Source organism: Microvirga yunnanensis (genome assembly GCF_025460875.1).
Genome location: NZ_JAMXFI010000003.1, coordinates 154120 through 179161, shown reverse-complemented (window position 1 = coordinate 179161; position 25042 = coordinate 154120). Strand labels below are relative to the sequence as shown.

The window sequence follows — 25042 nt, the reverse complement described above, 5'->3', positions numbered from 1 at the left end:
GGGCCACCATCGAGCAGGCCGGCCATTGCATGAGGGACAACGACATCAACGCCCTCTTCGTGCGGGATGGTCAACGCATCGGCGTTGTCACCGGCATGAACCTGTCGAAAGCGGTCGTTCTGCGTCGGCTCCCGCTTGAAACCGCGGTCCGGGAAGCCTGCCACTTCGACGTCATCTCGGTCGACCGAGATGATTTCCTGTTCGAGGCGCTGCTGCTGATGACAAAGCACGACAAGCGGCGCCTCGCGATCCGTTCGAACGGTGACTATCTCGGCTTTCTGGAGGACATCGACATCCTCGGCCTGTTCGCGGGCAACTCCCAACTGATCCCGGGGCGGATCGAGCGCGCACGCAGCATCGATGATCTGGCCGCTGCCACCCGGGACATCCAGACACAGGTCGAGCGCCTTCACCGTCAGGGAATAAAGGTCGATGTCATCGCCGAGATGACGTCCGACCTGAACCGGCGGCTGTTCAGGCGGGTATTCGAGATGTCAGCGCCCCCGACGGTCCGCGAGACCGGCTGCCTGCTGCTGATGGGATCGGAAGGGCGTGGCGAGCAGACCGTCCGAACCGACCAGGACAACGCCATCCTTCTGGACAGGGATGTCCCGGCGTCCGACCTCGCCCGCTTTCGGGATGCTTTCTCAAGCGCGCTGGACGGGTTCGGCTTTCCGCCCTGTCCCGGCAATGTCATGGTGCGCAATCCGGTCTGGTCGCAGTCCCTGGACGGCTTCATTCGCCAGCTCAAGGCCTGGGTTCTCCGCGGGGATCCCGAGGCCATGATGAACATCGCCATCTTTGTCGATGCGGTGGCCGTGGCGGGTCCGGCGGACATCCTCACCCGGGCCAAGGAGACCCTGTTCGAGCTCATGCGCGGGGAGGCCGCTCTCCTGGCACGGTTCGCATCCCTGATCGAGGCCTTCGCGACGCCCAACCTGGGCATTCTCGGCACCCTTATGGCAAGTGTCGGCGCAGGCCCGGACGCAATCGACATCAAGAAGGCCGGGACGTTTCCGATCGTGCACGGCGTGCGCACGCTCGCCATCGACAGGGGCATCCTCGAGACGCCGACGGCCGTCCGGATTGAGGCGCTCGTCAGGGCAGGCACCCTGGAGCCTGCATTCGGACGGGAGCTGACCGGTGCCCTGCACGTCTTCATGGAGTTCCGGCTCCGATCCCAGCTCCTTGCACTGCATAAGGGGGAACTCGAGTCGGAGGCCCTGCTGCGCCTGGAGGGGATCACCACCGTGGAGCGGGATATCCTGCGCGATGCCCTTCGGGTGGTTCGTCAGTTCCGCGACTTGATCGACAGCCGCTACAAGCTCGGGGCATTCTGAATGCGGCGCTGGCTGCGCAACCTGTTCTACCGCGCGACCCTGGCGGATCATACCTACCGGTTCCTGTTCGAGCCGGGACCGCCGGATGAGGTCGTGGTCCTGGATTGCGAGACGACCGGGCTCAACCCGCGGGTCGACGAGGTGATCGCCGTTGCGGCCATCGGCGTCCGCGGCAACCGGATCATGACGAGCGAGGCCTACAGGGCCCTCATCAGGGCCGACCGGGTTCCAACCTCGGAATCCATCAAGGTCCACCGGCTCCGGGCACGTGACGTGGCCGAGGGACGCCCCATGCATCAGGTATTGCCGGAGCTGCTCCGGTTCATCGGTGGACGTCCCATCGTCGGCTATTACGTGGATTTCGACGTCCGCATGCTCGACAGGTATGTCCTCCGGTACATCGAAGCGAAGCTGCCCAACCGCCGTATCGAGGTCTCGGAACTCTATTACGCCCTCAAGTACCGCGGTGCCCCACCGGGTACGGTGCTCGATCTCCGGTTCCGTTCGATCCTGTCGGATCTGGGCATTCCCAGCCTCGCGCTGCACGATCCCTTCAACGATGCCCTGATGACGGCCATGATGTACGTGCAGCTCAGGGACATGCACAAGCGCGGCGCCCGCATAGGGCGCGAGCGTACCGTCCAGCAGGAGGCCCCGATCGGCGCCTGAATTCAGCGGGGCGCTGGCCATCGGGTACGTCATCAGGGGATTTGCTGGACTCGCTCACGTGACGCGTCGGGCAGGATCGTGAAGCCTACCTCCGTAAAAATACGGAGTTTCTCTTTGCTCCGCAGCAACGATACTGGCCCGATACAGCGTAAGGTTCTTGGATCAACGTAACTCCAGACAATGACGACCAATCATGGAGGGAAACATGTCCAATCACGCCAGCCAGCAGTACCGGATGTACTCGCCCAGCCTTGACCTGATGATGAAGGAGGTCGCGCGGACGCTGGGCCACATCGACTTCGAGCACCAGGTCGAGTTGGAGAAAGTCGAGAACAGCGCCAACGCCAAGGAAATCAAGCAGTACATCAGGGAAAAACTCAGGGTCGCTCATTGCGAGAGGCGTCAGCCCTATCTCGACCTATTGAACCAGCTCTGGATGCAGCAACGCGGCCAGTCCTTCGCGGCCTGACCGCGCCGGGGCGCAAGCCCGTCCCGGTGCCGCGAGGCCCTATGCCCGCCACGCTACGACGGCCCACTCCGATCGCGCAATGCATGAGGAGGAACGCACGATGGCCCGCAATCCGATGACTCCCTACCGCCCCGGCGGCGAAATGTTTCCCGGCGATCCCTTCCTCTCGCTTCATCGCGAGATGAACCGCCTCTTCGACGATGTTTTCCGCGGCACCGCTCTGCCAGCGTCAGCCGGCAGTCAGGGCCAGGGCGATGTCGGCGCCTTCGTCAATGCCAGCATAAACGTATCGGAGACGGACAAGGAGATCCACATCACGGCCGAGCTGCCCGGCGTCACCGAGCAGGACATCGACGTCAGCCTCGACGATGACGTGCTCACCATCCGCGGCGAGAAGAAATTCGAGCGCAAGGACGACAAGGAGAACTTCCACTTCGTCGAACGCTCCTACGGCACGTTCCAGCGCTCGCTGCGGCTGCCCTACACTGTCGAGTCCGAGCAGGTCCGGGCCAGCTTCGAGAACGGCGTCCTGACCGTGACCGTGCCGAAGACCGAACGGCAGGAGCGCTCGCGACGGATCCAGGTGCAAGGCAAGCCGGGCCAAGCTGCAGGTGGTGCGAGCGAGTCCCAGACAGCCGCCGGCACGAAGGATCGATCTCCTGGCACCTAGCGCCACGACTGGCATCAAATCATGACGGTTCCATCCTGAGGCCGGACGGTTGACCGCTGGCGCTCCCTTGCAGGGAACGGCGCAGGCGTCGATACTATGAACGGGCCACCGGACAGATCGACATGGGCATAGGACTGGGCCTCATGCGATCGGTGGATACGCCGTTCATCGCCTCTTGACCGGCATAGGCCATTGCAAGTGTGGCCGAGCGGGGGCTGTGTGGAGGATCCCATGAAGACAGCAGCCCTTCTCGCTACCTTCTGCGTGCCGGCCGTTCTGGCCACAGCACCGCTCTCAGGTAAAACCCTCGTCTACTGCTCCGAGGGAAGCCCCGAGAATTTCTATCCCGGCGTGAACACCACAGGCACCTCATCCGACGCCAGCGAGCAGATCTACGATCGGATCGTCGAGTTCGAGCGCGGCGGCACGAAGGTGGTGCCCGGCCTCGCCGAGACGTGGGAGATCTCCGAGGACGGCCTCGTCTACACCTTCTACTTGCGCCATAACGCCAAATGGCAGTCCAACAAGAACTTCAAGCCGACCCGTACCGCCAACGCGGATGACGTGGTCTTCATGCTGGAGCGCCAGTGGAAGGAGGACAACCCGTACTTCAAGGTGACGAGTCCCAACCACTCCTATTTCGACGCCATGGGCATGCCCAAGCAGCTCAGGTCCGTCGAGGAGGTCGACGCCTACACCATCCGCATCACGCTCAACCAGCCCGAGGCGCCGTTCCTCGCCGACCTCGCCATGATGTGGGCGAGCGTCCAGTCGAAGGAATATGCGGACGCGATGCTCAAGGCGGGCACGCCGGAGAAAATCGACCAGGAACCGCTCGGCACCGGCCCGTTTTACCTCGTCCAATACCAGAAGGATGCGTTGATCCGCTACAAGGCCTTTGACGACTACTGGGGCGGCCGCGCCAGGATTGACGATCTCGTCTTCGCCATCACGCCGGATGCCTCGGTCCGCTGGGCCAAGCTCCAGAAGGGCGAATGCCACGTCATGCCCTATCCCAATCCGGCCGACCTCGAGACCATGAGGAAGAGCCCAGACATCAGGATCCTCGAGCAGCCAGGCCTCAATGTCGGGTATCTCGCCTTCCAGACCCGGAAGAAGCCGTTCGATGACGTGCGCGTCCGCATGGCCGTGAGCATGGCGATCAACAAGAAGGCCATCATCGACACGGTCTACCTCTCCACGGGCGTGGCGGCGAAAAACCCGATCCCCCCGTCGATGTGGTCCTACAACGATGCCGTGAAGGACTACGATTACGACCCGGATGCCGCCAGGAAGCTCCTCGCGGAGGCGGGCTATCCGAACGGCTTCGAGACCGATCTGTGGGCGATGCCGGTGCAGCGTCCCTACATGCCGAATGCCCAGCGTATCGCTGAGCTGATGCAGGCCGACCTCGCCATGATTGGCGTGAAGGCCGAGATCAAGAGCTTCGAGTGGGGCGAATACCGCAAGCGGATGCAGGCGGGCGAGCACCAGATGGGGCTGCTCGGCTGGACCGGCGACAACGGCGATCCGGACAACTTCCTGCACAGCCTTCTCGGCTGCGCCTCAGCCGAGACCATCTCCGGCGGGAACGTCGCGGGGTGGTGCTACAAGCCCTTCGACGACCTCGTGACCAAGGCGAAGGTCACGACCGACCAGAAGGTGCGCACCGACCTGTACAAGGAGGCGCAGGTGATCTTCAAGGAGCAGGCGCCATGGTTCACCATCGCCCACGCAGTGCAGTTGAAGCCGGTCCGCAAGGAAGTGACCGACTTCAAGCTCTCGCCCTTCGGCCGCCACACCTTCTACGGGGCGGACATCCAGGGCAAGTAAGGGCGGCCTCCTGCCCCGAGCGGCGCAGCTTACGATCGCCTTGGGATCATTGTCCGAGCGACGAAATCCTATGCACGGATGGGCGGTGTCCACCGTGGCTGCGGCCCTTCTCACGCCTGGCGCTATCGGGTACGCTCACCCATCTTCCCACCGGCTCTGCCTACGCAAGCAGGGGGATGCCATGACGATACGCCGTCTTGCCGCCATCATGGCCGCCGATGTCGTCAGCTATTCCGCCATCATGGAGAGCGACGAAGAGGGCACCCTTACGCGACTGAAGGGCATTCAACGGGAGATCATCCAAGGGAAGGTCCTCGCCCACAGCGGGCGGATCGTCAAGACGATGGGGGACGGCTTCCTGGCCGAATTCGCCAGCCCGCTCGAGGCTCTCAAAGCCGCTGTGGCGATCCAGGGCGAAGTGGCAGCGCGGGAGCAAGACATTTCCCTTCGTCCGATGAGCCTGAGGATCGCGATCAACTTGGGCGACATTCTTGTCGAAGACGACGGCGACATCTTCGGCGACGATGTGAACATCGCCGCCCGGCTTCAGACTCTCGCTGAGCCGGGATGTATCGTCGTGTCGGGGAAAGTCTTCGAGGAGGTCGCGGGCAAGCTTGACTGCGGCTTCGAGGACCGGGGGCAGCAGCGCGTGAAGAACATCTCGCGCCCCATCCATGTCTATGCCGTGCGTCCCGGCGAGGGGCTCAGGACCACACGGATCGGCAGCTCGCACCTGAAGCAGGAAATCAGTTTCTGCCGGGCGCCGGACGGCGTGCGGCTGGCGTGGGCGAAGATCGGGCACGGCCCGCCGCTGGTCAAACCCGGCAACTGGGTGGGCCATCTCGAATACGACTGGGAAAGCCCGGTCTGGCATTACGTCCTCGAGCGCCTTGCCCGCCGCTACACGCTGATCCGCCACGACTCCCGCGGCAACGGGCTGTCCGACTGGGAGGTGGGTGAGCTCTCCGTGGAGGCATGGGTCAGCGATCTCGAGAGCGTGGTCGATGCTGCCGGGGTCGCTCGCTTTGTCCTTCTCGGCATCTCGCAGGGGTGCGCTGTCTCCATTGCCTACGCCGTCCGGCACCCAGACCGTGTCTCGCATCTCATTCTCTATGGCGGCGTTGCTGTCGGGGCTCGGAAGCGCTCACCAGGCGAGCGGGAGCGCCAGATCGCGCTGAACACGTTGATGCGCTTGGAATGGGGCTCTAACGATCCATCGTTCCGGCAACTCTTCACGTCGCAACTGATGCCAGACGCGACGAAGGACGAATTCGAGTCGTTCAACGAGCTCCAGCGGCGCTCATGTTCACCGGAGTGCGCGGCTCGATACTACGAGGCCATCTGCGATCTGGATGTACGCGAGCTGTTGCCGAAGGTGAGGACGCCGACGCTGGTCCTGCATGTTCGCGATGACCGCATGGCTCCTGTGTCGGCTGGGCGGGCGATGGCCGCCGACATTCCTGGCGCTCGTTTCGTGGTGCTCCCCGGCCACAATCATCTCTTTCGCGAAGGTGAACCGGCCTCTGAACGCTTCTTTGAAGAGCTGACGGCATTTCTTGGCTAGCGGGGGGGCTGAAGGGCGGGCCCAAACAGCCGTGACGTTGGCGGTTTTTTCGTGTCCAATCCCGTGGGCAGGTGGGTCTGATTGTTCCATGGCAAGGACGACATCGTCCCGCTCCCGGTGGTGGAGACCCTCAGATGGCTCTATGATCGGTTCGGTGTTGACGAGCCGAACAGCACCTCGCGGCGTAAAACCTTTCATCCTCTCGTCTGCCCGGGGATCGGAAAAATAACGAGACCCCGGCCTAACGCATGAGGGAAGAGACCGTGTCCTCGCTACAAAGCTGTTCCACGTCATTAACGGAAGGGAGGAAATCCGCCGGATCGATTTCCGGCTGCGGTAGCGTCTCGGTCACATCCGCGCATCCATCTCGATCGCGATCAAAGAAGAGCTGGCGTGACTGGAACTCTGTCACTGCGAACGGAGCAGGCTCAGAGTGACCATCGCACGCCATATAGAACGCGACCATATCATACGGACCAGTGGGCCCATAGGAGTAGTATAGACCCTTGATCAATCTGCCGGTCGCCAGCACCTGGGGGTTGGTGCGTAAGATGAGCCCATTCAGTTCCGGCATGGACTGTTGTCCCGCAGGGCACACTTGCGTTAATGCTGCATGGCGAACTGGGCGAGCCTGACAAAGGCTCATCAGCAACAAGAGAACCGGAAGGCAGAGTAGGAGGGCAAGCATCACAACCTCCTCGTCTGGGTGGTCGTAGGCGTTACTCCTGGTATCCGTCAGATGCAGATGCGGAGTTGGGAGGAAGGATGGCGCAGTAGGTAATATGGGCCATCCTATGATCCGGATCGTTATGAGCCGTGCCGCACCAATGCCCTCCGCGTGTCCCGCCGGTGTCACCAGGGAGAGACCGGTATTGAATCCTCCCATCCGGCACATCGATCCAGACTCCGTCGACATGCATCTGCACACCAGTAGAAGACACGCGGTACGGTGCAGGGCGACAATCCTGGTCGTTGCAGCAATCGTTTCCCCATCGATCCTTTAGATTTGAATAGATGTCGTGGGCTTCCGTCGGAAGTTCAGGCGCCACCAAGAGAAGGGCGATGAAGAGAGCGCGTTTGAGAGACATAGGTTGCTCCCACACATAAGGGATTGGCGATGCTCCTCAGTGCGTCAATAGAGGTCTCTGGCACCTTCTCAGCCCGCTCGAGCGAGGTCTTCCGCCGCCTTGCTGGCATGGTGATCCGCGATCAGCTATCTGCCATCCCTCATTCTCTCCCGGACCTTCTCGAAGCCCATCACCCGGACGATCGGGCCGCTCGCCTTGATTGCAGGATCGGGCATTACCACTGACAGTTCGGAGAAGACATCGAACGGAACCACTTTCCTGCAATCAAGGACCGCTACCCGTCCGATCGCCACCGACTTATTGTTCTCATGCAGCGCCGCGGCGGCGTCACCATCGGCGCATGCTGTCGAGATATCCTCATCGAGCCGGCAGAGAAAGCGCCTTGACGAAGCCATCGTTGGCTGCTCGCATGTCATTCCTATCGGCGGCCTGATCGGCCATCGGAGCTTCCTGAGCCGCCATAGGTGCTTGCATCACCCTATCCTTCAGTCAGGATCCTACTCAATCCAGAGGTCGATGCTTGATCGGCAGGGACAATCGCTTGGCAGTTTGAGCCAAGGATCTGGCCCTTCACGTCCACGGCGTAGTTCAATTTACGTTGTTGGATAATGAGATTGCGCCTCTCCGGCGCGAGGGCAACAACTGGTGCCGTTTCACATCAGGGTCAAGTGCGCGCTTGTTGTATTATGTTCCATTTCACAGCGTGGTGCTGTTCTCTAAGCGTCAGCACATCTTCAGGCAAGCTGAGTGGGCAAATGGCGAGGTGCTCAGGTAGGCCCGTAAGACGATGGCTCGAGATGGCCTCTCAAGGGGAGAAGATTGACTCTTTCGGCAGCCATGTGCCCGCGGTGGGGAGGAGGGAACACTATAGCCGCCTGAAGCGGCTATAGTGTTCCTGAAGTTCGTCCAGCGTCGATCTGGGCGTGCTCTCCAGTTATGCGAGGGGGCCCGCGATGACAAAGCGCCTCCTGGCCTCCGTCCTCTGGTGTGCGGGTCTGATCACAATCGGTCCTGGCAATCCCCGCTTCACCGGCACGGTTATTCTCGTCTTCAACCCGTCCTGCCACCGCTTCGGTGCTCAGACCAGCGATGGCCTCGTGCTGTTTGAGTATGAAGACGCACTCTGTTCTTTAGAGAGGGCAACAGCCTGTGGGACCGCTCCACGAGACTGAACATCCCCCTAGCATGAGCGCGGGACGGCGCCAGACGAGGTCTTGCAGCAAAGGGGCCGTCAGACCGTTTCAAGCCAGCCAGTGGATTGCGCTGCGGGGGGTGAGGAGACAATGCACCAACTTAACAGTGACTATTGACCTCGGGATCAACGGAGGCCAGCAGGTTGTCGAGGTCAAGCGGATCGTCAGTCATCTCAAGGGTTCCGTCCGGTTTCTGAGGCCATTCAGATTGAGGCCGATCCCAATAAATCTCGATCATGTTGCTGTCGGGGTCGTGGAAGTACACCGCCTCGCTTACGCCGTGGTCGGCTTTGTGTAGAAGAACAATTCCGTGTGCCAAGACGCGCTTGACCGCGCGGGCGAGGCTCTGCCGGTCGGGATAGACGAAGGCGACGTGGTGCAACCCCGTGTGACCGTCCGGCGGAGGCGAGCCGCCGAGGCTTCGCACGGTATTGAGCCCAACATGATGATGGTATCCACCGGCCGCAAGGAAGGCTCCTCCCTTCCCAAACCTCTGCCGCAGCTCGAACCCCATCACCTCTGCATAAAACTTAATTGAGCGATCAAGGTCGGAAACTCTCAGGTTCACATGGCCTACCCGAGCGCCCGGGTCAGTATCGTATCCCATGTTGCCCACCTCTGATCTGTCGTGGACCCAAGTCAGCATACACCAGACGCGAGGCATGATGCACCGCGTCCTTCCCGCTGACGAGCCAGTTGCAGTCTGCGCTTAAATCGGTTCGGCAGTCACGTCTGGTCCCAGCAGCAAGCCATCCCGGATGAGGAATGGAACCCCAACGTCAGCAGAGCCGTGTGGACTGTGTCGCTGGAAATACCCATAATGAGCCCTGTGGACAGCGGACAGACCATGGGTTCTGACGAGCGCCGTCTCGTCGCGATTTTCGCGGCCGACGTGGCAGGCTACTCGCGGCTGATGCGGGCCGACGAGCAGGGCACTCTGAGAGCTCTTCAGACTCACCGCAGGATCATTGACAGCGGTATCGCCGACCATCGGGGCCGGATCGCCAACACGGCCGGAGATAGCATTCTCGCCGAGTTCTCCAGCGTGGTTGACGCCGTCCGATGCGCTTTGACTGTCCAACGCGCGGTCGCGGACACGAACGCCGCCACCCGCCCGGGTGAGCAGCGCCTGCAATTCCGGATCGGTGTTCATGTAGGCGATGTCGTAGTAAAGGGCGGTGACCTGTTCGGAGACGGCGTTAACGTCGCCGCTCGCCTCCAGGCTCTCGCCGAACCTGGTGGCCTGTGCTTATCCGAGGAGGCCCACCGTTACGCCGCGCGGCCGTTGGCACTCACCTGCACCGATTTGGGGCAACAGGACATCAAGAACATCGACGGCGGCATTCGGGTGTTCTCGGTGCGTCTGACCGGACAAGCCACGCCTGACGAGCAGAGGACCCCGCCGACAAGGGCATTGGAGAGGCCAAGCGTTGCAGTTCTGCCGTTCGAGAACCTGAGCGGTAACGGTGCCGAGAGCCACTTCAGTGATGGCATCACCGACGAGATCATCACCGGTCTCGCCCGATTCCGGTCGCTGTTCGTCATTGCCCGCAATTCGTCCTTTGCTATCAGAGACCATTCCCTCGATCTCGCCGAAGTCGGCCGGCGGCTTGGCGTGTCCTTCCTCGTCCAAGGCAACGTGCGCCGTACGGGCGATCGTCTTCGCGTCACAGCTCAACTCGTCGAAGCGGGAACGGGCGTCCAGCTCTGGGCTGAACGCTACGACCGGCACGTCGACGATGTGTTCGCGGTTCAGGACGAAGTCGCCCAGACCATTGCCTCGACCCTATTCGGGCGGATCGAGGACGCAAGGCTCCAGCTTGCTCTGCGCAAGCCGACGGAGAGCATGGCTGCCTACGATTTTTTCCTCCGAGGTCTGGCATACTTCCGAGGCTACGAGGATGACAGCAATCAGCAGGCCGCCGCCATGTTGGAGCGGGCCGTCAGCCTTGATCCGCAGTTCGCGCTGGCGCAGTCGTACCTCGCGTTCGTGCGATGTGCAGTCGATGGGTACGCGGCCGCGTCTCGGGCCACGTTGGACGCGGCCTTCGCGATGGCAGCCCAGGCGGTCGACCGCGACCCACAGGAGAGCCGATGCCACCGGCTGCTCGGCCTCGTCTGCGTTTACCGCCGCGAACTCGCAACGGCGCAACGCCATCTGGACCGGGCGCTCCAGCTCAATCCAAACGATGCGGACGCGATGCAGCAGATGGGCTATGTGCTGACCCTGCGGGGCAAGCCGGAAGACGCGCTCGCATGGATGGAGAGATCCAGGCATCTCAATCCATTCCACCCGACGTGGTACAACTCGGGCCTTGGCACCACGCTCTACTCCCTCAGGCGCTACGCAGACGCGGCGGAAACCTTCCGGCGGCTGCCAAACCCAGGGCCGTGGTCGCACGCAAGGCTTGCAGCTTGCTACTCGCAGCTCGGCGAGGAGGCAAAGGCAAAGGTCCTTGTGGACGCTGTGCTTCAGGTCCGCCCTGACTTCTCGATCCCGACCTTCTTGATGCGTGACGTTCTCCTGGAACGGGCCGAAGACCGAGAGCATCTTCGGGAGGGGTTAATTAAGGCAGGTTTTCCAAGCTGACGCCCACGTGCTTTCGATCAAGTACTGATCAGAGTGGCCTCATACTCGGCGCAGCCGCCAGAATGCAAACCTTCAAACGGATGGCCTCGGGAAGTCCACCGCAGTGCACTCCACGACGCTCCCCATCGGGTTTGATTTTTAGTTTGCCTCACGACCACAGGTGGGCACCCCTGGTCCCGACGGCGCTCTTGATATGGATCAGCACAAGATCTTTTCCGGATTGAGCGCCGGCATTATGAGGTGAGTGAAGCCTTGGTAGGATCGATGCTGCCTCTGCCCCGATGATCAAGGGAGAGCAGGAGGCAGAGGGGTGTCCGCTGGACATTCACGGCAGCAGGGGAGGAGAGGGCAGGTCAGGAGTGAAATGTGGACTTTTACACGGCTAAGCTGAAGGGTGCCCGTGACCCGGTGCTGACTTTCCGACTGATGCCGTAGGAACCAGGCAACTCATTGTTTCAAGCTTGGTTGGATAGACTGCCTGTGCATTTAGAAAGGCGCTTCCAACCACAATATCGAAAACTCTTGGCCCATCTCCTCCACAATCTCGACCGTCAGGTTCTCCTGTCGAATGTTGCGGGGCAGGTAAGCGCGAAAGTGTCTGGCGACCCGGTGAGCCTCGTGACAGGCGGTCTCCAGATCCGGGAGATGGTGGATCTCTAACTCCTGCACAAAGCAGATGCCACTGGAGGCATTAAAGATGTAGCGCGGCATAGTCTGTTCCTCGGGCCAGCGCTGTTGTGCGCCGCTGTTGAACGTTCCGCCATCAACCAGGTTAAGTTCCGGCCCGGTTCTGGGCTTTATCTCCGCGCCAGCCCTTGGTCCTCCCGAAGCCCTCGGTCCGGTGCGATCAGTTCGAAGACCGCCTGCTCGTCCGGAATCCCCTGTAGCGTGAAGGTTCCGAGCTGCCTAGTAGTGGCGGCCGGAAAGCAGGCCGCCACCTCCGGGGAACACACCGCGGCAGAGTTCGTGCTCTTGGCAACCGCCTCCAGCCGGCAGACAAAGTTGACCGTGGGCCCTACCACCGTGAAGTCCAGCCGGTCCGGACTGCCAATATTGCCCTAGATTACGGAGCCGACGTGCAGGCAGCCGACAAACCGCAGCCCTCCGATCTGCTCGGATTCGAACAAGGCGGCCTCCAGGGCACGACGGGCGCGACCACTCGCCTTCTCCCGTTCGCCCTCCTCAACCGGAAAAATGGCCAGCACGCCGTCGCCGATGAACTTCAGCACGTCCCCGCCCTCGGCCCGCACCGCCGTGACGACCACCTCCTGGTATTGGCCAAGGCGCTCCAGCAGTTCATCGGGAGGCAAGTGTTCCGACAGAAGGGTGTATCCTCGCAGATCCGTCAGCAGCACGGCGGCTTCGATGGCTACCTGATCACCGCGGCGGATTGCGCCAGCGGCAATGCGCTCGGCAGGGCCGTCGCCAAGGTAGGTCCGCAGCAGGCTCTCGGCAGACCGGCGCATCGCGGCCGGCTCCAGCGCGGCCGCTAAAAAGGGACTAAGCTTGTCGATCAGCGCGATGGCCTCCGGAGTGAAGCCGTCGGGAGCATCGGTTGTAAACGAGGATCCTTGCACCGAGCCATCCCCATAGACGATCGGGAGGGCCAGATAATCGGTGCTGCCATCCGCGGCGAGCTCGAACAGCACCGGATGGTCATGGACTGAGTCGAGGTCGCGCAGGGAGCGGTAGAAGCGGGTCCGCGTCTTGACGACATGTTCGAAGGGGCTACCGGTGTAGGAACTCGTACCCAGGGTACTGCGAGGGACAGTGTAGTCCGTGCCTCCCGTTCCGCGCACCCAGATCACGCCCCAGGCGCTGAGCAAGGGATTGATCAGCCGCTGCCCGACCCGCACCCGCCAGAGCGGGATCCCAGCGGCCAGGAGCCGATCACAGGTTTGGGTGACGATCTCGACCGGGGAGAGAGCCTCGCGTGCCGGGCCGACCAGCCAAGTGGTGAATTCGAGGATATCGAAGTCGAGGATCCGCTGATGAGGCATGGCTTATCACACCTGTGCGTTGCCGATGCCGGAAGGATGCAGTTACAGTTACACTCGTTTGGAGCGCTCCAGACGATTATCTGGCCAGACCCATGCCGACACAACCCTGCGCAAGGGCCCTCGTGGCACTTCTCGCAAATCGACCCAACGTCGGCTCAAGCGGACAACACCGGACGTTCTTAAGAGGCACAGATCATCGCCTTCTGATCCAACGCGGACATTCTATGAATGAATTCATAAGCGGAGCCGCCCTACAATTTTGCGACTAGGCCTTCGTAAGCAGGCACCGTTAATGGCCACGATCCACGCCCAACGGCGCCTCGCCACCATCCTGGTCGAGGTCGTCGCCTGTACGGTGGCCGTGCAGAACGGCGTCCCCGACCGATAGGTGGAGGGGCCACCCGGCGGGGGACCGGAATTCGGATCGGGGTCAACATCGCCGCCCGCGTGGAGCATGTCTGCAAACCCGTCAGCGTGATGATCTCATCCTGCCCCGGATGGAGAGTCGATCACTCCATCCTCGGTGACAACCTCGAAACAGTACTGCTCGAACAGACTGGGCAGGAACGGGTCCAGGACAAAGAGCCCAATGCCGAGCCGCGCGAGTTCCCGCGCAGCGGCATCATCGGGACAGTCATGGCCGATACTGTCCCGGGCGACAATGCAGGGGCCCAGTCTGAGATGGAAAAAGTAGCGGGGCATCAGGCCCTCCTCATCCCACCGTCATGGCCGCTGACGTGAGACCGCCTCAAACCCCGTCAGCGGAGCTGAGCCGATCGCACGCCTCCCGCAGGAGTTGCCACACGCGTGCGATGTGTTCCTCGGTGGTGCGAATGTTGCCGACGGCGAGGCGCAGGGTGAACCGGTCGTGGAGCTTCGTATGCGAGAGGAACGCCTCGCCGGTCGCATTGACGGCATGCATGATCTGCTCGTTCAGGCGGTCGAGGCGGGCGGCGTACTCGTCGTCAGGCGCTTCGCTGCGCGGCGGGCAGGCGCGGAAGCAGACGAGGCTCAAGGGGACAGGCGCGAGCAGTTCCCAGCCGGGCGTGGCCTCGATCCACGAGGCGAACAGCCGTGCGAGGCGGCAGTGCTCGCGGATGCGCGCCGCGAGCCCGTCGCGACCGAAGTAGCGCAGGACCATCCAGAACTTGAGAGCACGGAAGCGGCGCCCGAGCTGGATGCCATACTCGGAGTGGTTGCGGACAACTTCAGGCTCATGTTCGAGCGTGCGGAGGAACTCGGGCACGAGCGAGAAGGCGCGGTGCAGCAGATCCATCCGCCGCGTGTACAGGACGGACAGGTCGAAGGGCGTCATCAGCCACTTGTGCGGGTTGAGCACGAGCGAGTCCGCCCGCTCGCTGCCATTGAGGATGTGGCGCAGCTCCGGAACGACCGCGGCCGAACCTGCATAGGCGGCATCGACGTGCAGCCAGAGCCGTTCGCGCCCGCACAGCTCGGCGATGGCCGGCACGGGATCGATGCTCGACGTCGAGGTCGTTCCGATGGTAGCGACAACGCAGAAGGGCAGGTGGCCGGCGGCCCTGTCCTCCGCGACAGCGCGTGCGAGCGCGGCCGGATCCATGCGGAACTCGGCGTCCGTGGGGATCTTGCGCAAGGAGCGCTGGCCGAGGCCGAGCGTGATGACGCCTTTCTCGACCGACGAGTGGGCCTGCTCGGAGGCGTAGACGCGCAGCAGCGGCAGGTCGGCGCGCCCGCTCATGCCGTCCTCGCGCACGCGCAGATCGAGACCCTCGCGTGCAGCCGCGATGGCGTGGAGGGTCGAGACCGAGGCGGTGTCGTAGATGATCCCCGAGAAGGCCTCGGGCAGGCCGATCATCTGGCGCAGCCACGACAGGGTGACTTCCTCGAGCTCCTGCGCGGCGGGAGCTGCGCGCCAGAGCAGCGCCTTTGTGTCAAAGGCGGCCGAGAGCAGCTCCCCGAAGATGCCGGGCGCCGAGGTGGAGGTGGCGAAGTAGGCGAAGAACCCCGGATGACTCCAGTGCGTGAGCGCCGGCACGATGAGGCGGTCGACGTCGGCGATGATCGCCTCCATCGACTCGCCGGTTGCCGGCGGTTCGGCCGGAAGTTTCGCGATGAGCGCGCCCGGCTCGACCTGGGCTAGGACGGGGAACCGTTCAATGCCCTCAAAGTAGTTGGCGATATAGTCGACCATGGTACGGCCGTAGCGCCGGAATTCGTCAGAGCTCATGTCGCCGAGCGGCGGAGCAACCCCGTCCGGGCCGACAACGTTCAAGGCTTCCGTTGTCGTCGCACTCGGCGCCACGCTCAGCGGTTGGTCCTGAAGGTCGTCCTGGGGCATCGGTACGCCTCCATCATGGCCGCACGACGGGTCGCGCCGGACGGTGGGCAAGCGGGAGAACCTCCGCAGGATAGATGAAATCCACATGGCAGGCAAAAGCGGCGGCTGGCTGAGGCTCGAGGTGCCACTGAGACTGGTTCTTGACTGACCCTCGGCCTGCCACCACAGCCGTTGCGCGCCGTCGAGGTTGCGGCTGACGCGCCGCACGGCTTTTGGGGCATTGGGGTCGAGTTCACGACCCCGAGGCCCAGAGCGTCGGACTGGGAAATCGGACGTCTGGGCTGATCTGCGGTTCCTCTTTATGATGGGATGTGAGCGATGGGACGTTCCCCGTCCCAGGATTGGGATACGGTGCTCACGACGGAGGTCCGAATGCCACAGCTTCTTGAACCCAGCGCAACGTGGTCAGCCGCACGCCAAGACGAATTCATCAGTAACCAGTTCAATCCTTGCGTGGGAACCCGCCTCCTGTCCCAGGACCGCCGAGTGCGGGTTTGGGAAGTCCGGCTGAAGCCCTCAGAGCGGCTCGGCTTCCATCGCCATGTTCTGGACTACTTCTGGGTCGCCATAGCACCCGGAAGAGCGCGCTCGCACCAGCAGGACGGCACGGTGGTGGAGGCCGCCTATGTGGCGGGCCAGACGAGCCATCTCACCTATGGGCCAGGAGAGTTCAAGATCCACGACCTGGAGAACATCGGGGACACTGAGCTGATCTTTACGACGGTGGAGTTTCTCGACAGCGCCAACCCGCCTCTTCCGTTGCCGAGCGAAATAGCGGTCGGGCCCCAAGGAGCCGGATCCGCTGAGACTGAGGACTTTCTCTGAAACGACGAGGAGACGCGTCATGAAGGTCGACGGGCGCTGCCACTGTGGCTTCATCACCTTTGAGGCTGAGATCGAGCCCGACAAGGTGTGGCTCTGCCACTGCACCGATTGCCAGACGCTCTCGGGATCCGCCTTCCGCGCGGTGGCTCCCACCCGGGAGGGGGCCTTCAGGCTGCTCTCGGGTGAGGTGAAGAACTACGTGAAGATTGGAACGAGTGGAGCGAGACGGCTTCACGGGTTCTGCCCCGAGTGTGGGACGCCCATCTACTCGACGTCGGAGAGCAATAGACCGAAGGTCTACAACCTGCGTGTCGGAACGATCCGGCAGCGGTGGGACCTCGTGCCCCGAAGGCAGATCTGGTGCCGGTCGGCCCTGCCCTGGGCCACCGAGATCAAGACCCAACAGCAATTCGAAATGGGGCCGGATCGACGCCCATAGAGTCATCACTGATACGTGTGCCGTGCACAGCCTTCCGCGAAATTGAACCATAATTAGGAAGGTCTCTCCTTGGCACGTTCCCACGGGGACGAACGTCCGCTTTGGACCGGAACATCGGATGTTCCTGTCAGTGAACGAATTTCAATGCCTGAGCCCAAGCCGACATTCCTGATTGGCTGTCTTCGCAGGTGCAGCGACAGGAAGGCAGCTCAGGAGTAGAATAAACCCTGTGGCGTTCTGTTGACGCTCTGACGAGTGCCTTAACCTCTTGTGCATGGGAGCAGCCCATGTCTCTCAGGCTTGAGCTTCTTGTCCCTGTTCTTCTCGCCGGACCTTTGCTGCCGGCAGCGTCGGCCGATCCAGTGGACTGCAACGACATGGCCCCCATTGTCAGCGAGATGCTCGTCGACCGCATGCAGGTGCCCGAGTACTTGGCACTCGATACCGCCGCAGCCGCCGAGGCCACCTTCCGGATGAACTATCTCCATGCCGAGCAGCGTGAATTCCATCGCACCGTCTGCTCAGCCGTAATCCGATTCAACTCCAGCCGCTTTGCCGAAGCAGAGCGCCGGGCGACGGCCAACGATCCAGCGCGGGCCCTTCACGATCTGGCCGGAGCCGCTACAGGTGGGCTCGCGCGGTATGCCGACTTTCCCGATGGGCTCAAGCTCCACTACCGGCTTGAGCTGATCGGCAATGGCAGAACCTGGGTAGTCACCCTCTCGGGCGACCCCGCTGCCGGACACATCTGTGCGCTGCAAGATCGACATCGCTATGTGGTGGATGACAGGCTGTGTACGCCCTCCGGACACGACCTGCAATGGCGCCGGTCCGGCCTGGTCGACGCAGCAGGTGTGTCGGCTTCCGACCGTTGAAATGTGCTCTTCTGTGAGGAACCCGGCATGGCCATGGCAGGCAAGGCGGTTCCCGCATCGGCTCTGTTAACTCAGTCCCGCCAGTTCCAAACCACGCTCGGAGTGTTCCAGGTCAGCCAGCATCGTATTAGGCCGGGCAAAACGCCCGCTTAGACTGGTTCGTTGCTGGCTCACCTCCTGATGTACCGATGGAGCCTTCCGGATACGCTCGAACGCACCTTTATCCGGCTCCATCAAGGCGCTTGTTGGAAATTCGCGGCCGCACTTCGCGCGCGACAAGGGCCTCACTGGAGAGTAGAGTGGCCGGAGTAGCGTTTCCCGACGCTCTGACGAGCGCCGCCAACCCCTTATGAGGGAGAGCGGCCTATGTCTCTCAAGCTTGGCCTCATTGCCGTTCTGCTCTTCGCCGGCTATGAGCCGACGACCGAAGCCCACGACATCTACTCACCTCTCAGAGACAAAGCCGGGAGGAATTGCTGCGATGACGGGGCTTGTCGCCCTGCGTTCTACCGAATGAGGCCAACCGGGGTGCAGATGTTCGTCGAGGGAAAGTGGATCTGGGTGCCAGACCACACGATCCAGTATCGGGCGCTAGCTGGTGATACGGGTGAAACCGACGGGGGGCATTGGTGCGGGCGGTTCGAGAACGGGCCTGGCTTCATGAGGGGCTATGCAACCTACTGTGCCATCCTGCCGCGAAACCCGACAGCGATTTTCGAACCTGCGTTTGCCCTTCGCGAGCGGTCCATCCGGCCTGTCCCATGACGAAGCCTGCCCTTGAGAAGGCGAGAGGGCGGACGACTTCGCAAGGTCGACCAAAACGGCTGCCCGCTGAGCGGTGCCGGATCCAGCTTCATCTCCCGGCGATCAAGGATGGGCATGCTGGCGGTACCTGACGACTGATCCATCGACGGACCTTCCGACCCCGGCAACAACCGGGACGTCCGGACACGTTGGGTGAGTGATTGCTTGCCTTCCTGGGGATCGGGCGTAAGATTCCGCCATGCTACGGTGGTGTCAGTCGCTGGATCGTCGTGGCGATTTGGATCGGGCGCACGTCGGAGATGAGCGTGATGCGGTCCTCATGGGTTTTCGCCCTGGCCTTTGCCGTCTGCCTCGGGGGCATCGGCGGCCAAGGGAATGCCGCGCCGCTCCATGACGCGGCCCGCACAGGCAACATCGACCAGATCAAGCAACTCCTTGCCACCGGCAGCGACGTAAACAGCCGCGACGACAATCGCGAGACGCCCCTGATCGAGGCCGCCCTCGCGGACCAGCCCGAAGCCGTTGCGGCGCTGATCGAGGCCGGAGCCGATCTCGAGGCGCGCAACGACCGCGGGTTCACCGCACTCCATGCCGCGGCCTATGCGGGCAGCCTACGCATCGCGATCCTGCTGCTGGACCATGGCGCCATGGTCGATGCCAGGAGCCTGCACGCCATCAGGCCGCTGCATGTCGCCGCCGAGCAGAACCAGGCCGCGGTTGCCGAGCTGCTGATCGCACGCGGAGCCGATGTCGAGGCGGTCCAGGGCGACGGCTACTCGCCGTTGACCCGGGCGACCTTCTACAAGAGCGCCGCAGTGATGGCGCTGCTGAAGCGGCACGGCGCCCGATGCCAGCCGAAGGAAAAGATCGGCGCCTCGGAGGCCGCGTGCCTTGCGGCCGCGAATTGACCGGATCGGAGAAGAGGAGTGCCTGCCATGGTCTTGCGCTGCTTCCCAACCTCTGGATGGTTGCCACGTGCGGTGAAACCCGTCCCGCTGCTCCTCTGCCTGGGCATCGGCACCGCCGTAGGAGCCGACGGCGTGAACACCGGTTACTTCGGCAACATCGCCATCAAGGGCTACGACCCGGTTGCCTACTTCACCGAGGGCCGCCCGACCAAGGGGGCTCCCGAGTTCAGTTACGATTGGCTCGGCGCCACGTGGCAGTTTTCGAACACAGGGAACCGGGACGCCTTCGCGGCCGAGCCCATTCGTTACGCGCCGCAGTATGGCGGCTTCTGCGCCCTGGGAACGGCGAACGAGGAAGCCTCGGCCAACATCGATCCGGAAGCCTGGCGGATCGTTGACGGAAAACTCTACCTGTTCGGCGGAGGGGAAGGCCTGGAGGAGGATTTCGACGCCCACGCCGGCGATGTGGTCGCGAAGGCCGACGTCAACTGGCCGGAGATCCGGCAGAAGGAATTCCAGGCCCGGCGGGCTGGCAAATGAGCGTCGGCCTCGAGCCTCCGACCTGGGCCGCGGCCCTTCGTGGCGACGTCATCGGGCGACCGAAAAGTACCGGACGGTGGTGGAGTCGGGATAAACGTACTCGTCCCGAGTCTCGGCGCTTCCGCCGGGATTGCGGTAGACCGGGCTACAGAATTTCCGGCCGAGCAGGACCCCCGCGGATTGCGTGCAGAAGCGGTCCTGTTCGAGCGTGAACCGGCCCACGGCCATCCTCGTTTGCGTACGCACCGCGAAATCGCCGTTCGAGCCGAGCTGCATGACGAACGATGCGCCGTTCTGGAGGTGCCCGGTCCACGTCCTGCCCGAAGCGAGGGAGCGGATCGCCGCCGCGTCCAGCCGATCCTCCGGGCGGCCCCTGAACCCGAAACACCACTCCGGCAGGCCCGCCTTGAGGAGGGCCGACATCCGGTGGTCCAGATCCTCCGGCCGCCGATGATGCCCGTACATGACGCGGAGACTGGCAACACTTTGACTGTCGATCCTCCTGAGAATGGCCTCCACGGCCTTGTGCGCATCCTCCATGCGGCCCAGTTGGGCGCTTGCCATGGCGATGGTCTCGATGCCGACATCGCCCAAGCCGTCAGGGCCGGCCGAGCGCAGGACCTTGAGCGCCTCCTCGTACCGGCGGTTCATGTACAGCACCAGGCCGTAGTAGTCGTAGACCTGCGCCTTCGGCTTCGGATCGAGTTGCAGCACCCGTTCCATGGCCGTCAAGGCTTCGGGGTGTCGCCCCGCATAGGTGAGCACGATGGCGAGGTTGAGCTTGGCGTCGGCGCCGTTCGGATCGAGCGCGACCGCCCGTTGCACCGACTCGATCGCGCGGTCGATCTCGCCGTCGAGCATTTGCAGGATGCCGAGGACGGCATAGGCCCGCGGCAGTCCCGGATTGAGTTCCAGGGCCCGACCTGCCGACGCATAGGCCTGCTGGCGGGCGACCGCACTCAGCATTAGGGGCTGGAAGTCGAAGGCGAGGACGTCGACGATCGCTCGCGCATGGCCCGCATAGGCGTCGGCGAACCCGGGATCGAGGGAGATCGCCTTCTCGTACATGGTGAGGGCTTCGCCCAGGGATCGGGCCCCGACCGAATAGACCTTCTGTTCGGCCCGCAGGTAGAAATCGTAGGCTTCGAGGTTGCGGGTGGGCAGGCGGGTGATGGCGGAGGCCTCAGTCTCGGTCAGCCGGACCGACAGGGCCTCGACGACACGCTTGATCAACTGGTCTTGCAACTCGAAGATCCTGGTGGCGCTGCCGTCATAGCGCTCCGCCCAGACGGTGCTGGCGGTGGCGGCATCGGCAAGCTGCATATTGACCCGGATGGTGTCGCCCGCACGGCGGACGTTGCCCCCGAGCACGTACCGGACGCCCAACTGCCGGGCGATCGTGCCGACGTCCTTGGGCTGGTCCTTGAACGCGAACGCCGAGTGGCGGGCAATCACCGTCAGCCCTGAGATCTTGGACAGGTCGGTGATGAGATCGTCGGTGAGTCCGTCGGCAAAATAGTCCTGCTGGGGATTGTCGCCGGGACCGTCGAACGGGAGGACGACGAGCGAGGGCTTGCCGCCCCCCAGCCCGGCCGAGCGCAGGAGGTCCGACACTAGGGTGGCCGGCCGGGGCCAAAGCGCCACACCGGTCGCGGCCACGATGGCTAACAGGACCAGCGCCGCAGCCAGGGTGGACCAGCGCGGCCGCTGGCCTAGGCGTCGTGCAGGCAGCTTCAGCAGGACGCGATAGACCCGGACCGGCTCGGGGATGTTCTTCAGGTGTCGGTTGCCAAGCGACTGGAACGCAACGTCAAGCTTGTTCCTGGCTTGGTCATAAGCCGGTCCGGAGATGACGATCCCGTCAGGCTCACAGATGGCTTCCAGCCGGGCGGCAACATTGACCCCGTCGCCGTAGACGTCGTCGCCATCGACGATGACGTCGCCAAGGTTGATGCCGATCCGGAGCGAGATCCGCGCCTGCTCGGGGAGGGTCTCGCGCTGGGTGGCGATCGCACGCTGGATCTCCACGGCGCACGCCACGGCATCGACCACGCTCGCGAACTCGACCAGCGTGCCGTCGCCCATGAGCTTGACGATGCGGCCGTGATGGCTCGCGATCACCGGATCGACGACATCGTGGCGCAGCGCCTTGAGCCGGGTCAGGGTGCCCGTCTCGTCGAGGCTCATGAGGCGGCTGTACCCCACCACGTCGGCGGCGAGGATCGCGACCAGCTTGCGTTCGACCTGCGGTGTCTCGTCCACATCGGCCATGATAGAGAAATCGGTCGGCGAGGCCACGGAAAAGGCCGTCTCACCAGGATGGTCCCAGGCGGGGAAACCTCCCCAGCAGCCGCCTCCTTACCGTACCTGGCATCGATACCATCTGCCGCTTCCCCCGAATTCGGGCCGATGCTCTGCTTGCCCCTGCCGAGGGCCGGGCCGCGGGGATCGATACGAGCATCCATGAAGAGAGTGGACGCGATGCACGGTAGCCCTCCGGGTCGTCGCTGCCGCCATGGAGGTCTCGCATCCAGACAAGTAGCAAAAGCCGCCGAATCTGATTTGGCTTGCTGGGGACCCTCCAGGTCCTCTGGTGGTTTGTGGAACGTGAGAGTTGAAGAGGTAGAGAGGGCAACCAGCCGTCTTCTCTGTCCCAGCCTGAACGCGCTTTCCACCGCAGGTTACCTGTTCTCGATCTCCTTCACGGCATCCCTCGCGTCGGATCCGAGCAAGTCATCATCTTGGATAGCCGCAAGGGCAGGCAGCGCCGCTCGCGCTGAAGGGCCGATTTTCCTTAAAGCGATGATGGCTTGCCATCGCACGGGAGGTTTTCCATCCGCGAGCACGTGGATCAAGGCTGGAACCGCCTCCGCAGCTTGGGGCCCAAATTGTCCCAGAGTTCTTGCCGCCCACCCGCGCTCGAACACAGTGCCCTGTTCCAAAGCAGGTACAAGGTTCGGTACCGTCACCTCCATGGGCAACGTGGCTATGGTGAGGCCGTCGAACAGCCGCTCTGCCGTCTTAGCTGCCGCCGCAGACCACCTGTACGGAAGTCGATAGGTAACCGGATAATACTCCAACTCCGATTGGTGTGCTCCCGGCTTCCAAACCAGAAGCAGTTCGCGTGCCTCCCGCCGCCGCCCGAGGTGTGCATACGTCGCGGCGAGAGGAGGCACCAGTTCGATAGCCTGCGGGTCGGCCTGGAGCGCCCTTGCGAAGACACGCGCGGTTTCGTCGAGATCACCTTTCGCGAACAGCGCTACGCCCCGGGCTAGGGCGTAGTGACTGGGGTAATTAGGATTGAGCCGCATGGCGGTCTCGATGAATTCCAGGCCGGCTTGCGGCTTGCCCGTGGTGATCATGGCCCAGGCCATGCCGAGATGGGCTTCAGGATCATTGGGATCGAGTGCAAGTGCCCGCGCCGCGTCGGCAAAGGCGTCGTCATGCCGCCCGGCGTACAGGTTGAAATGCGCCGCCGCGACGTTCGCAAGCGACGACGGCCGCGACTTCGCCTCGCGCATGTATAGCCTGGCAGTCTCGGCCGCTTGTTCGGTGCTCATGCCCAACGGCTCGCTCCAGTGCCATGCACCGCCCCGGAAATAGACCAGCGCCAGGGCGGCATAGGCCCTCCCGTAGTTCGGATCGAGAGCGATCGCGGCTTTCAACTCGCCCGCGGCCCGTGCGTTCTCCGCAGGCGTGAAGCGGAGATAGGATTCCCAGCCGCGCTGGAAGGCCTCACGCGCGGCGATGCTCTTCGTCTGCCCGCGGCCGATCTCCTCCTGCTCGTCCTTGGAGAGGTTGAGCGCCAAAGCCTGAACGATGATTTGGACGAACTTGTCCTGAACGGCGAATATGTCCTTGGCGCTGCCGTCGTGACGCTCGGCCCAGAGGGGCACGCCCGTGGTCGCGTCGATGAGCTGCGCATTGACACGGACTTGGTCACCGGCCCGGCGCACGCTGCCTTCGAGCACGTAGTGCACGCCCAACTTCTCCGCCACCTCACGCGCAGTCACGGCTCGGCCCTTGAACGGAAAGACCGAGTTGCGGGCGACAACGAACAGCCCCGCGACCTTCGACAGGTCGGTGATGAGGTCCTCGGTCATGCCGTCGACGAAGTACTCCTGCTCCGGATCGCCGCTCAGGTTGGCGAACGGCAGAACGGCGATCGACGGCTTATCGGGCAGCGGCAGTGCCATCCGCTCGACGGATGCAGGCTCCAGCCGCGGTTCCCATGGACGCAGCCAGAGCAGGGGTCCAATCACCAGCAAGGCCAGTACGGCCGCCCCTGCGGCGGCCCATCGGCGAAAGCGCCGCGCATGAAGCCGCAAGCTTGGCCGCGATCCGTTCAGCCGGACCCGATAGGTCCGTACCGGCCGGCTGATGTTCTTCACCCGCTGCTCGCCGACGAAATCCAGGGTCAGGTCGAGCTTGCCCTGAAGATGGTCATAAGCTGTGCCGGAGACCAGAACCCGGCCCGGCTCGCACAATTGCTCCAGCCGGGCTGCCACGTTGACGCCGTCGCCGAGCAGGTCCTCCCCCTCGACCACGACGTCGCCAAGATTGATGCCGATGCGAAACACGATCCGGTGCTCGGCCGGCACATCGGCCTGCCGCTCGGCTGCGCCCTTCTGCACGCCGACCGCACAGGCTACAGCGTCGACCACCGAGCCGAACTCGGCAATGGCCCCGTCGCCCATCAACTTGACAATCCGGCCGTGGTGCGCCGCCAGCAGCGGCTCGATGACCTTGTGTCGCAGGTCCTTTAAGGCCGACAGGGTAGCGGCCTCATCCTGCTCAATGAGGTGAGAATAGCCGACGACGTCCGCCGCCAGGATCGCCGCAAGCCGCCGCTCGACCCATGCTGTTGCCATAGCCGTCTCTCCCTGGAGAGATACGCCGGGTAGGCCCCTGCTGCGTCCGCAGTCGACCCCTTAACTCGCAGGGCGTCTCAATG

22 protein-coding genes are annotated in these 25042 nt (G+C 63.2%); 13 read left to right on the top strand and 9 right to left on the bottom strand.

Annotation, left to right across the window (positions count from 1 at the left end):
- The 6 genes from NF876_RS03060 to NF876_RS03035 form a co-directional block, all read left to right on the top strand.
- On the top strand, positions 1 to 1340 hold a 1340-nt coding region (locus NF876_RS03060; protein WP_262267380.1), incomplete at its 5' end, for a DUF294 nucleotidyltransferase-like domain-containing protein.
- Positions 1341 to 2009 carry a 3'-5' exonuclease gene (locus tag NF876_RS03055; RefSeq protein ID WP_262267379.1) on the top strand — a complete coding sequence of 223 codons (669 nt, stop codon included), beginning with the start codon at positions 1341 to 1343 and terminating at the stop codon, positions 2007 to 2009. It begins immediately after the preceding gene.
- Between the two features lie 205 nt (positions 2010 to 2214).
- Positions 2215 to 2478 carry a hypothetical protein gene (locus NF876_RS03050; protein WP_262267378.1) on the top strand — a complete coding sequence of 88 codons (264 nt, stop codon included), beginning with the start codon at positions 2215 to 2217 and terminating at the stop codon, positions 2476 to 2478.
- A gap of 100 nt (positions 2479 to 2578) precedes the next feature.
- Positions 2579 to 3148, top strand: a complete 570-nt coding sequence (locus NF876_RS03045; RefSeq protein WP_262267377.1) for an Hsp20/alpha crystallin family protein — start codon at positions 2579 to 2581, stop codon at positions 3146 to 3148.
- Between the two features lie 231 nt (positions 3149 to 3379).
- A complete protein-coding gene (locus NF876_RS03040; protein WP_262267376.1) occupies positions 3380 to 4981 on the top strand; it encodes an ABC transporter substrate-binding protein in 1602 nt (533 codons plus the stop codon).
- A gap of 181 nt (positions 4982 to 5162) precedes the next feature.
- On the top strand, positions 5163 to 6545 hold the full coding sequence (locus tag NF876_RS03035; RefSeq protein ID WP_262267375.1) for an alpha/beta fold hydrolase: 1383 nt from the start codon (positions 5163 to 5165) through the stop codon (positions 6543 to 6545).
- Positions 6546 to 6786: 241 nt separating this feature from the next.
- Here the strand turns inward: NF876_RS03035 and NF876_RS03030 are convergent, their stop codons facing one another.
- The 3 genes from NF876_RS03030 to NF876_RS03020 all read right to left on the bottom strand — a co-directional run bounded on the left by NF876_RS03030 (position 6787) and on the right by NF876_RS03020 (position 9433).
- A complete protein-coding gene (locus NF876_RS03030; RefSeq protein WP_210808482.1) occupies positions 6787 to 7119 on the bottom strand; it encodes a hypothetical protein in 333 nt (110 codons plus the stop codon).
- 639 nt (positions 7120 to 7758) lie between these two features.
- The gene (locus NF876_RS03025) at positions 7759 to 8028 is read right to left on the bottom strand and encodes a hypothetical protein (protein WP_210808484.1); all 270 of its coding nucleotides are present in this window, start codon (positions 8026 to 8028) and stop codon (positions 7759 to 7761) included.
- An 898-nt stretch (positions 8029 to 8926) separates the two neighbouring features.
- The gene (locus tag NF876_RS03020) at positions 8927 to 9433 is read right to left on the bottom strand and encodes a VOC family protein (RefSeq protein ID WP_210808486.1); all 507 of its coding nucleotides are present in this window, start codon (positions 9431 to 9433) and stop codon (positions 8927 to 8929) included.
- A gap of 213 nt (positions 9434 to 9646) precedes the next feature.
- Here NF876_RS03020 and NF876_RS03015 point away from each other — a divergent pair, with 213 nt between their 5' ends.
- The gene (locus tag NF876_RS03015) at positions 9647 to 11416 is read left to right on the top strand and encodes an adenylate/guanylate cyclase domain-containing protein (protein WP_247654410.1); all 1770 of its coding nucleotides are present in this window, start codon (positions 9647 to 9649) and stop codon (positions 11414 to 11416) included.
- Positions 11417 to 11902: 486 nt separating this feature from the next.
- Here the strand turns inward: NF876_RS03015 and NF876_RS03010 are convergent, their stop codons facing one another.
- The 4 genes from NF876_RS03010 to NF876_RS02995 form a co-directional block, all read right to left on the bottom strand.
- Positions 11903 to 12127 carry a DUF6894 family protein gene (locus NF876_RS03010; protein ID WP_210808488.1) on the bottom strand — a complete coding sequence of 75 codons (225 nt, stop codon included), beginning with the start codon at positions 12125 to 12127 and terminating at the stop codon, positions 11903 to 11905.
- 347 nt (positions 12128 to 12474) lie between these two features.
- Positions 12475 to 13416, bottom strand: a complete 942-nt coding sequence (locus NF876_RS03005; RefSeq protein WP_247654411.1) for an adenylate/guanylate cyclase domain-containing protein — start codon at positions 13414 to 13416, stop codon at positions 12475 to 12477.
- Between the two features lie 483 nt (positions 13417 to 13899).
- On the bottom strand, positions 13900 to 14118 hold the full coding sequence (locus tag NF876_RS03000; protein WP_210808490.1) for a DUF6894 family protein: 219 nt from the start codon (positions 14116 to 14118) through the stop codon (positions 13900 to 13902).
- Between the two features lie 46 nt (positions 14119 to 14164).
- Complete coding sequence (locus tag NF876_RS02995; protein ID WP_210808492.1) at positions 14165 to 15736, bottom strand: pyridoxal phosphate-dependent decarboxylase family protein; 1572 nt, start codon at positions 15734 to 15736, stop codon at positions 14165 to 14167.
- Positions 15737 to 16108: 372 nt separating this feature from the next.
- Between NF876_RS02995 and NF876_RS02990 the strand changes: the two genes are divergently transcribed.
- The 6 genes from NF876_RS02990 (at position 16109) to NF876_RS02965 (ending at position 20088) form a co-directional block, all read left to right on the top strand.
- A complete protein-coding gene (locus NF876_RS02990) occupies positions 16109 to 16561 on the top strand; it encodes a cupin domain-containing protein (protein ID WP_210808494.1) in 453 nt (150 codons plus the stop codon).
- Between the two features lie 19 nt (positions 16562 to 16580).
- Positions 16581 to 17000 carry a GFA family protein gene (locus NF876_RS02985; RefSeq protein ID WP_210808496.1) on the top strand — a complete coding sequence of 140 codons (420 nt, stop codon included), beginning with the start codon at positions 16581 to 16583 and terminating at the stop codon, positions 16998 to 17000.
- A 287-nt stretch (positions 17001 to 17287) separates the two neighbouring features.
- Positions 17288 to 17875: a hypothetical protein gene (locus NF876_RS02980; protein WP_210808498.1), complete on the top strand. Its 588-nt coding sequence runs from the start codon at positions 17288 to 17290 to the stop codon at positions 17873 to 17875.
- Between the two features lie 366 nt (positions 17876 to 18241).
- The gene (locus NF876_RS02975) at positions 18242 to 18640 is read left to right on the top strand and encodes a hypothetical protein (protein WP_262267374.1); all 399 of its coding nucleotides are present in this window, start codon (positions 18242 to 18244) and stop codon (positions 18638 to 18640) included.
- A gap of 308 nt (positions 18641 to 18948) precedes the next feature.
- A complete protein-coding gene (locus NF876_RS02970; protein WP_247654325.1) occupies positions 18949 to 19548 on the top strand; it encodes an ankyrin repeat domain-containing protein in 600 nt (199 codons plus the stop codon).
- Between the two features lie 132 nt (positions 19549 to 19680).
- Entirely contained in the window at positions 19681 to 20088 is a 408-nt protein-coding gene (locus tag NF876_RS02965; protein WP_262265626.1) for a YHS domain-containing (seleno)protein, read from the top strand.
- A 48-nt stretch (positions 20089 to 20136) separates the two neighbouring features.
- Here NF876_RS02965 and NF876_RS02960 read toward each other — a convergent pair whose 3' ends face one another.
- Both NF876_RS02960 and NF876_RS02955 read right to left on the bottom strand, forming a co-directional pair.
- Positions 20137 to 22386, bottom strand: a complete 2250-nt coding sequence (locus NF876_RS02960) for an adenylate/guanylate cyclase domain-containing protein (RefSeq protein ID WP_262265627.1) — start codon at positions 22384 to 22386, stop codon at positions 20137 to 20139.
- Between the two features lie 383 nt (positions 22387 to 22769).
- The gene (locus tag NF876_RS02955) at positions 22770 to 24959 is read right to left on the bottom strand and encodes a tetratricopeptide repeat protein (RefSeq protein WP_210807339.1); all 2190 of its coding nucleotides are present in this window, start codon (positions 24957 to 24959) and stop codon (positions 22770 to 22772) included.
- Positions 24960 to 25042 lie beyond the last annotated feature (83 nt).

Excerpts from the sequence above, each read along its gene's own strand:
- NF876_RS02980 (WP_210808498.1), top strand. The coding sequence starts at position 17,288 with ATGTCTCTCAGGCTTGAGCTTCTTGTCCCTGTTCTTCTCGCCGGACCT.
- NF876_RS03025 (WP_210808484.1), bottom strand. The coding sequence starts at position 8,028 with ATGGCTTCGTCAAGGCGCTTTCTCTGCCGGCTCGATGAGGATATCTCG.
- NF876_RS02985 (WP_210808496.1), top strand. The coding sequence starts at position 16,581 with ATGAAGGTCGACGGGCGCTGCCACTGTGGCTTCATCACCTTTGAGGCT.
- NF876_RS02995 (WP_210808492.1), bottom strand. The coding sequence starts at position 15,736 with ATGCCCCAGGACGACCTTCAGGACCAACCGCTGAGCGTGGCGCCGAGT.
- NF876_RS03020 (WP_210808486.1), bottom strand. The coding sequence starts at position 9,433 with ATGGGATACGATACTGACCCGGGCGCTCGGGTAGGCCATGTGAACCTG.
- NF876_RS02955 (WP_210807339.1), bottom strand. The coding sequence starts at position 24,959 with ATGGCAACAGCATGGGTCGAGCGGCGGCTTGCGGCGATCCTGGCGGCG.
- NF876_RS03015 (WP_247654410.1), top strand. The coding sequence starts at position 9,647 with ATGAGCCCTGTGGACAGCGGACAGACCATGGGTTCTGACGAGCGCCGT.
- NF876_RS03010 (WP_210808488.1), bottom strand. The coding sequence starts at position 12,127 with ATGCCGCGCTACATCTTTAATGCCTCCAGTGGCATCTGCTTTGTGCAG.
- NF876_RS03030 (WP_210808482.1), bottom strand. The coding sequence starts at position 7,119 with ATGCCGGAACTGAATGGGCTCATCTTACGCACCAACCCCCAGGTGCTG.
- NF876_RS03000 (WP_210808490.1), bottom strand. The coding sequence starts at position 14,118 with ATGCCCCGCTACTTTTTCCATCTCAGACTGGGCCCCTGCATTGTCGCC.
- NF876_RS03005 (WP_247654411.1), bottom strand. The coding sequence starts at position 13,416 with ATGCCTCATCAGCGGATCCTCGACTTCGATATCCTCGAATTCACCACT.
- NF876_RS03040 (WP_262267376.1), top strand. The coding sequence starts at position 3,380 with ATGAAGACAGCAGCCCTTCTCGCTACCTTCTGCGTGCCGGCCGTTCTG.
- NF876_RS02990 (WP_210808494.1), top strand. The coding sequence starts at position 16,109 with ATGCCACAGCTTCTTGAACCCAGCGCAACGTGGTCAGCCGCACGCCAA.
- NF876_RS02970 (WP_247654325.1), top strand. The coding sequence starts at position 18,949 with ATGCGGTCCTCATGGGTTTTCGCCCTGGCCTTTGCCGTCTGCCTCGGG.
- NF876_RS03045 (WP_262267377.1), top strand. The coding sequence starts at position 2,579 with ATGGCCCGCAATCCGATGACTCCCTACCGCCCCGGCGGCGAAATGTTT.
- NF876_RS03055 (WP_262267379.1), top strand. The coding sequence starts at position 1,341 with ATGCGGCGCTGGCTGCGCAACCTGTTCTACCGCGCGACCCTGGCGGAT.
- NF876_RS03050 (WP_262267378.1), top strand. The coding sequence starts at position 2,215 with ATGTCCAATCACGCCAGCCAGCAGTACCGGATGTACTCGCCCAGCCTT.
- NF876_RS02975 (WP_262267374.1), top strand. The coding sequence starts at position 18,242 with ATGTCTCTCAAGCTTGGCCTCATTGCCGTTCTGCTCTTCGCCGGCTAT.
- NF876_RS03035 (WP_262267375.1), top strand. The coding sequence starts at position 5,163 with ATGACGATACGCCGTCTTGCCGCCATCATGGCCGCCGATGTCGTCAGC.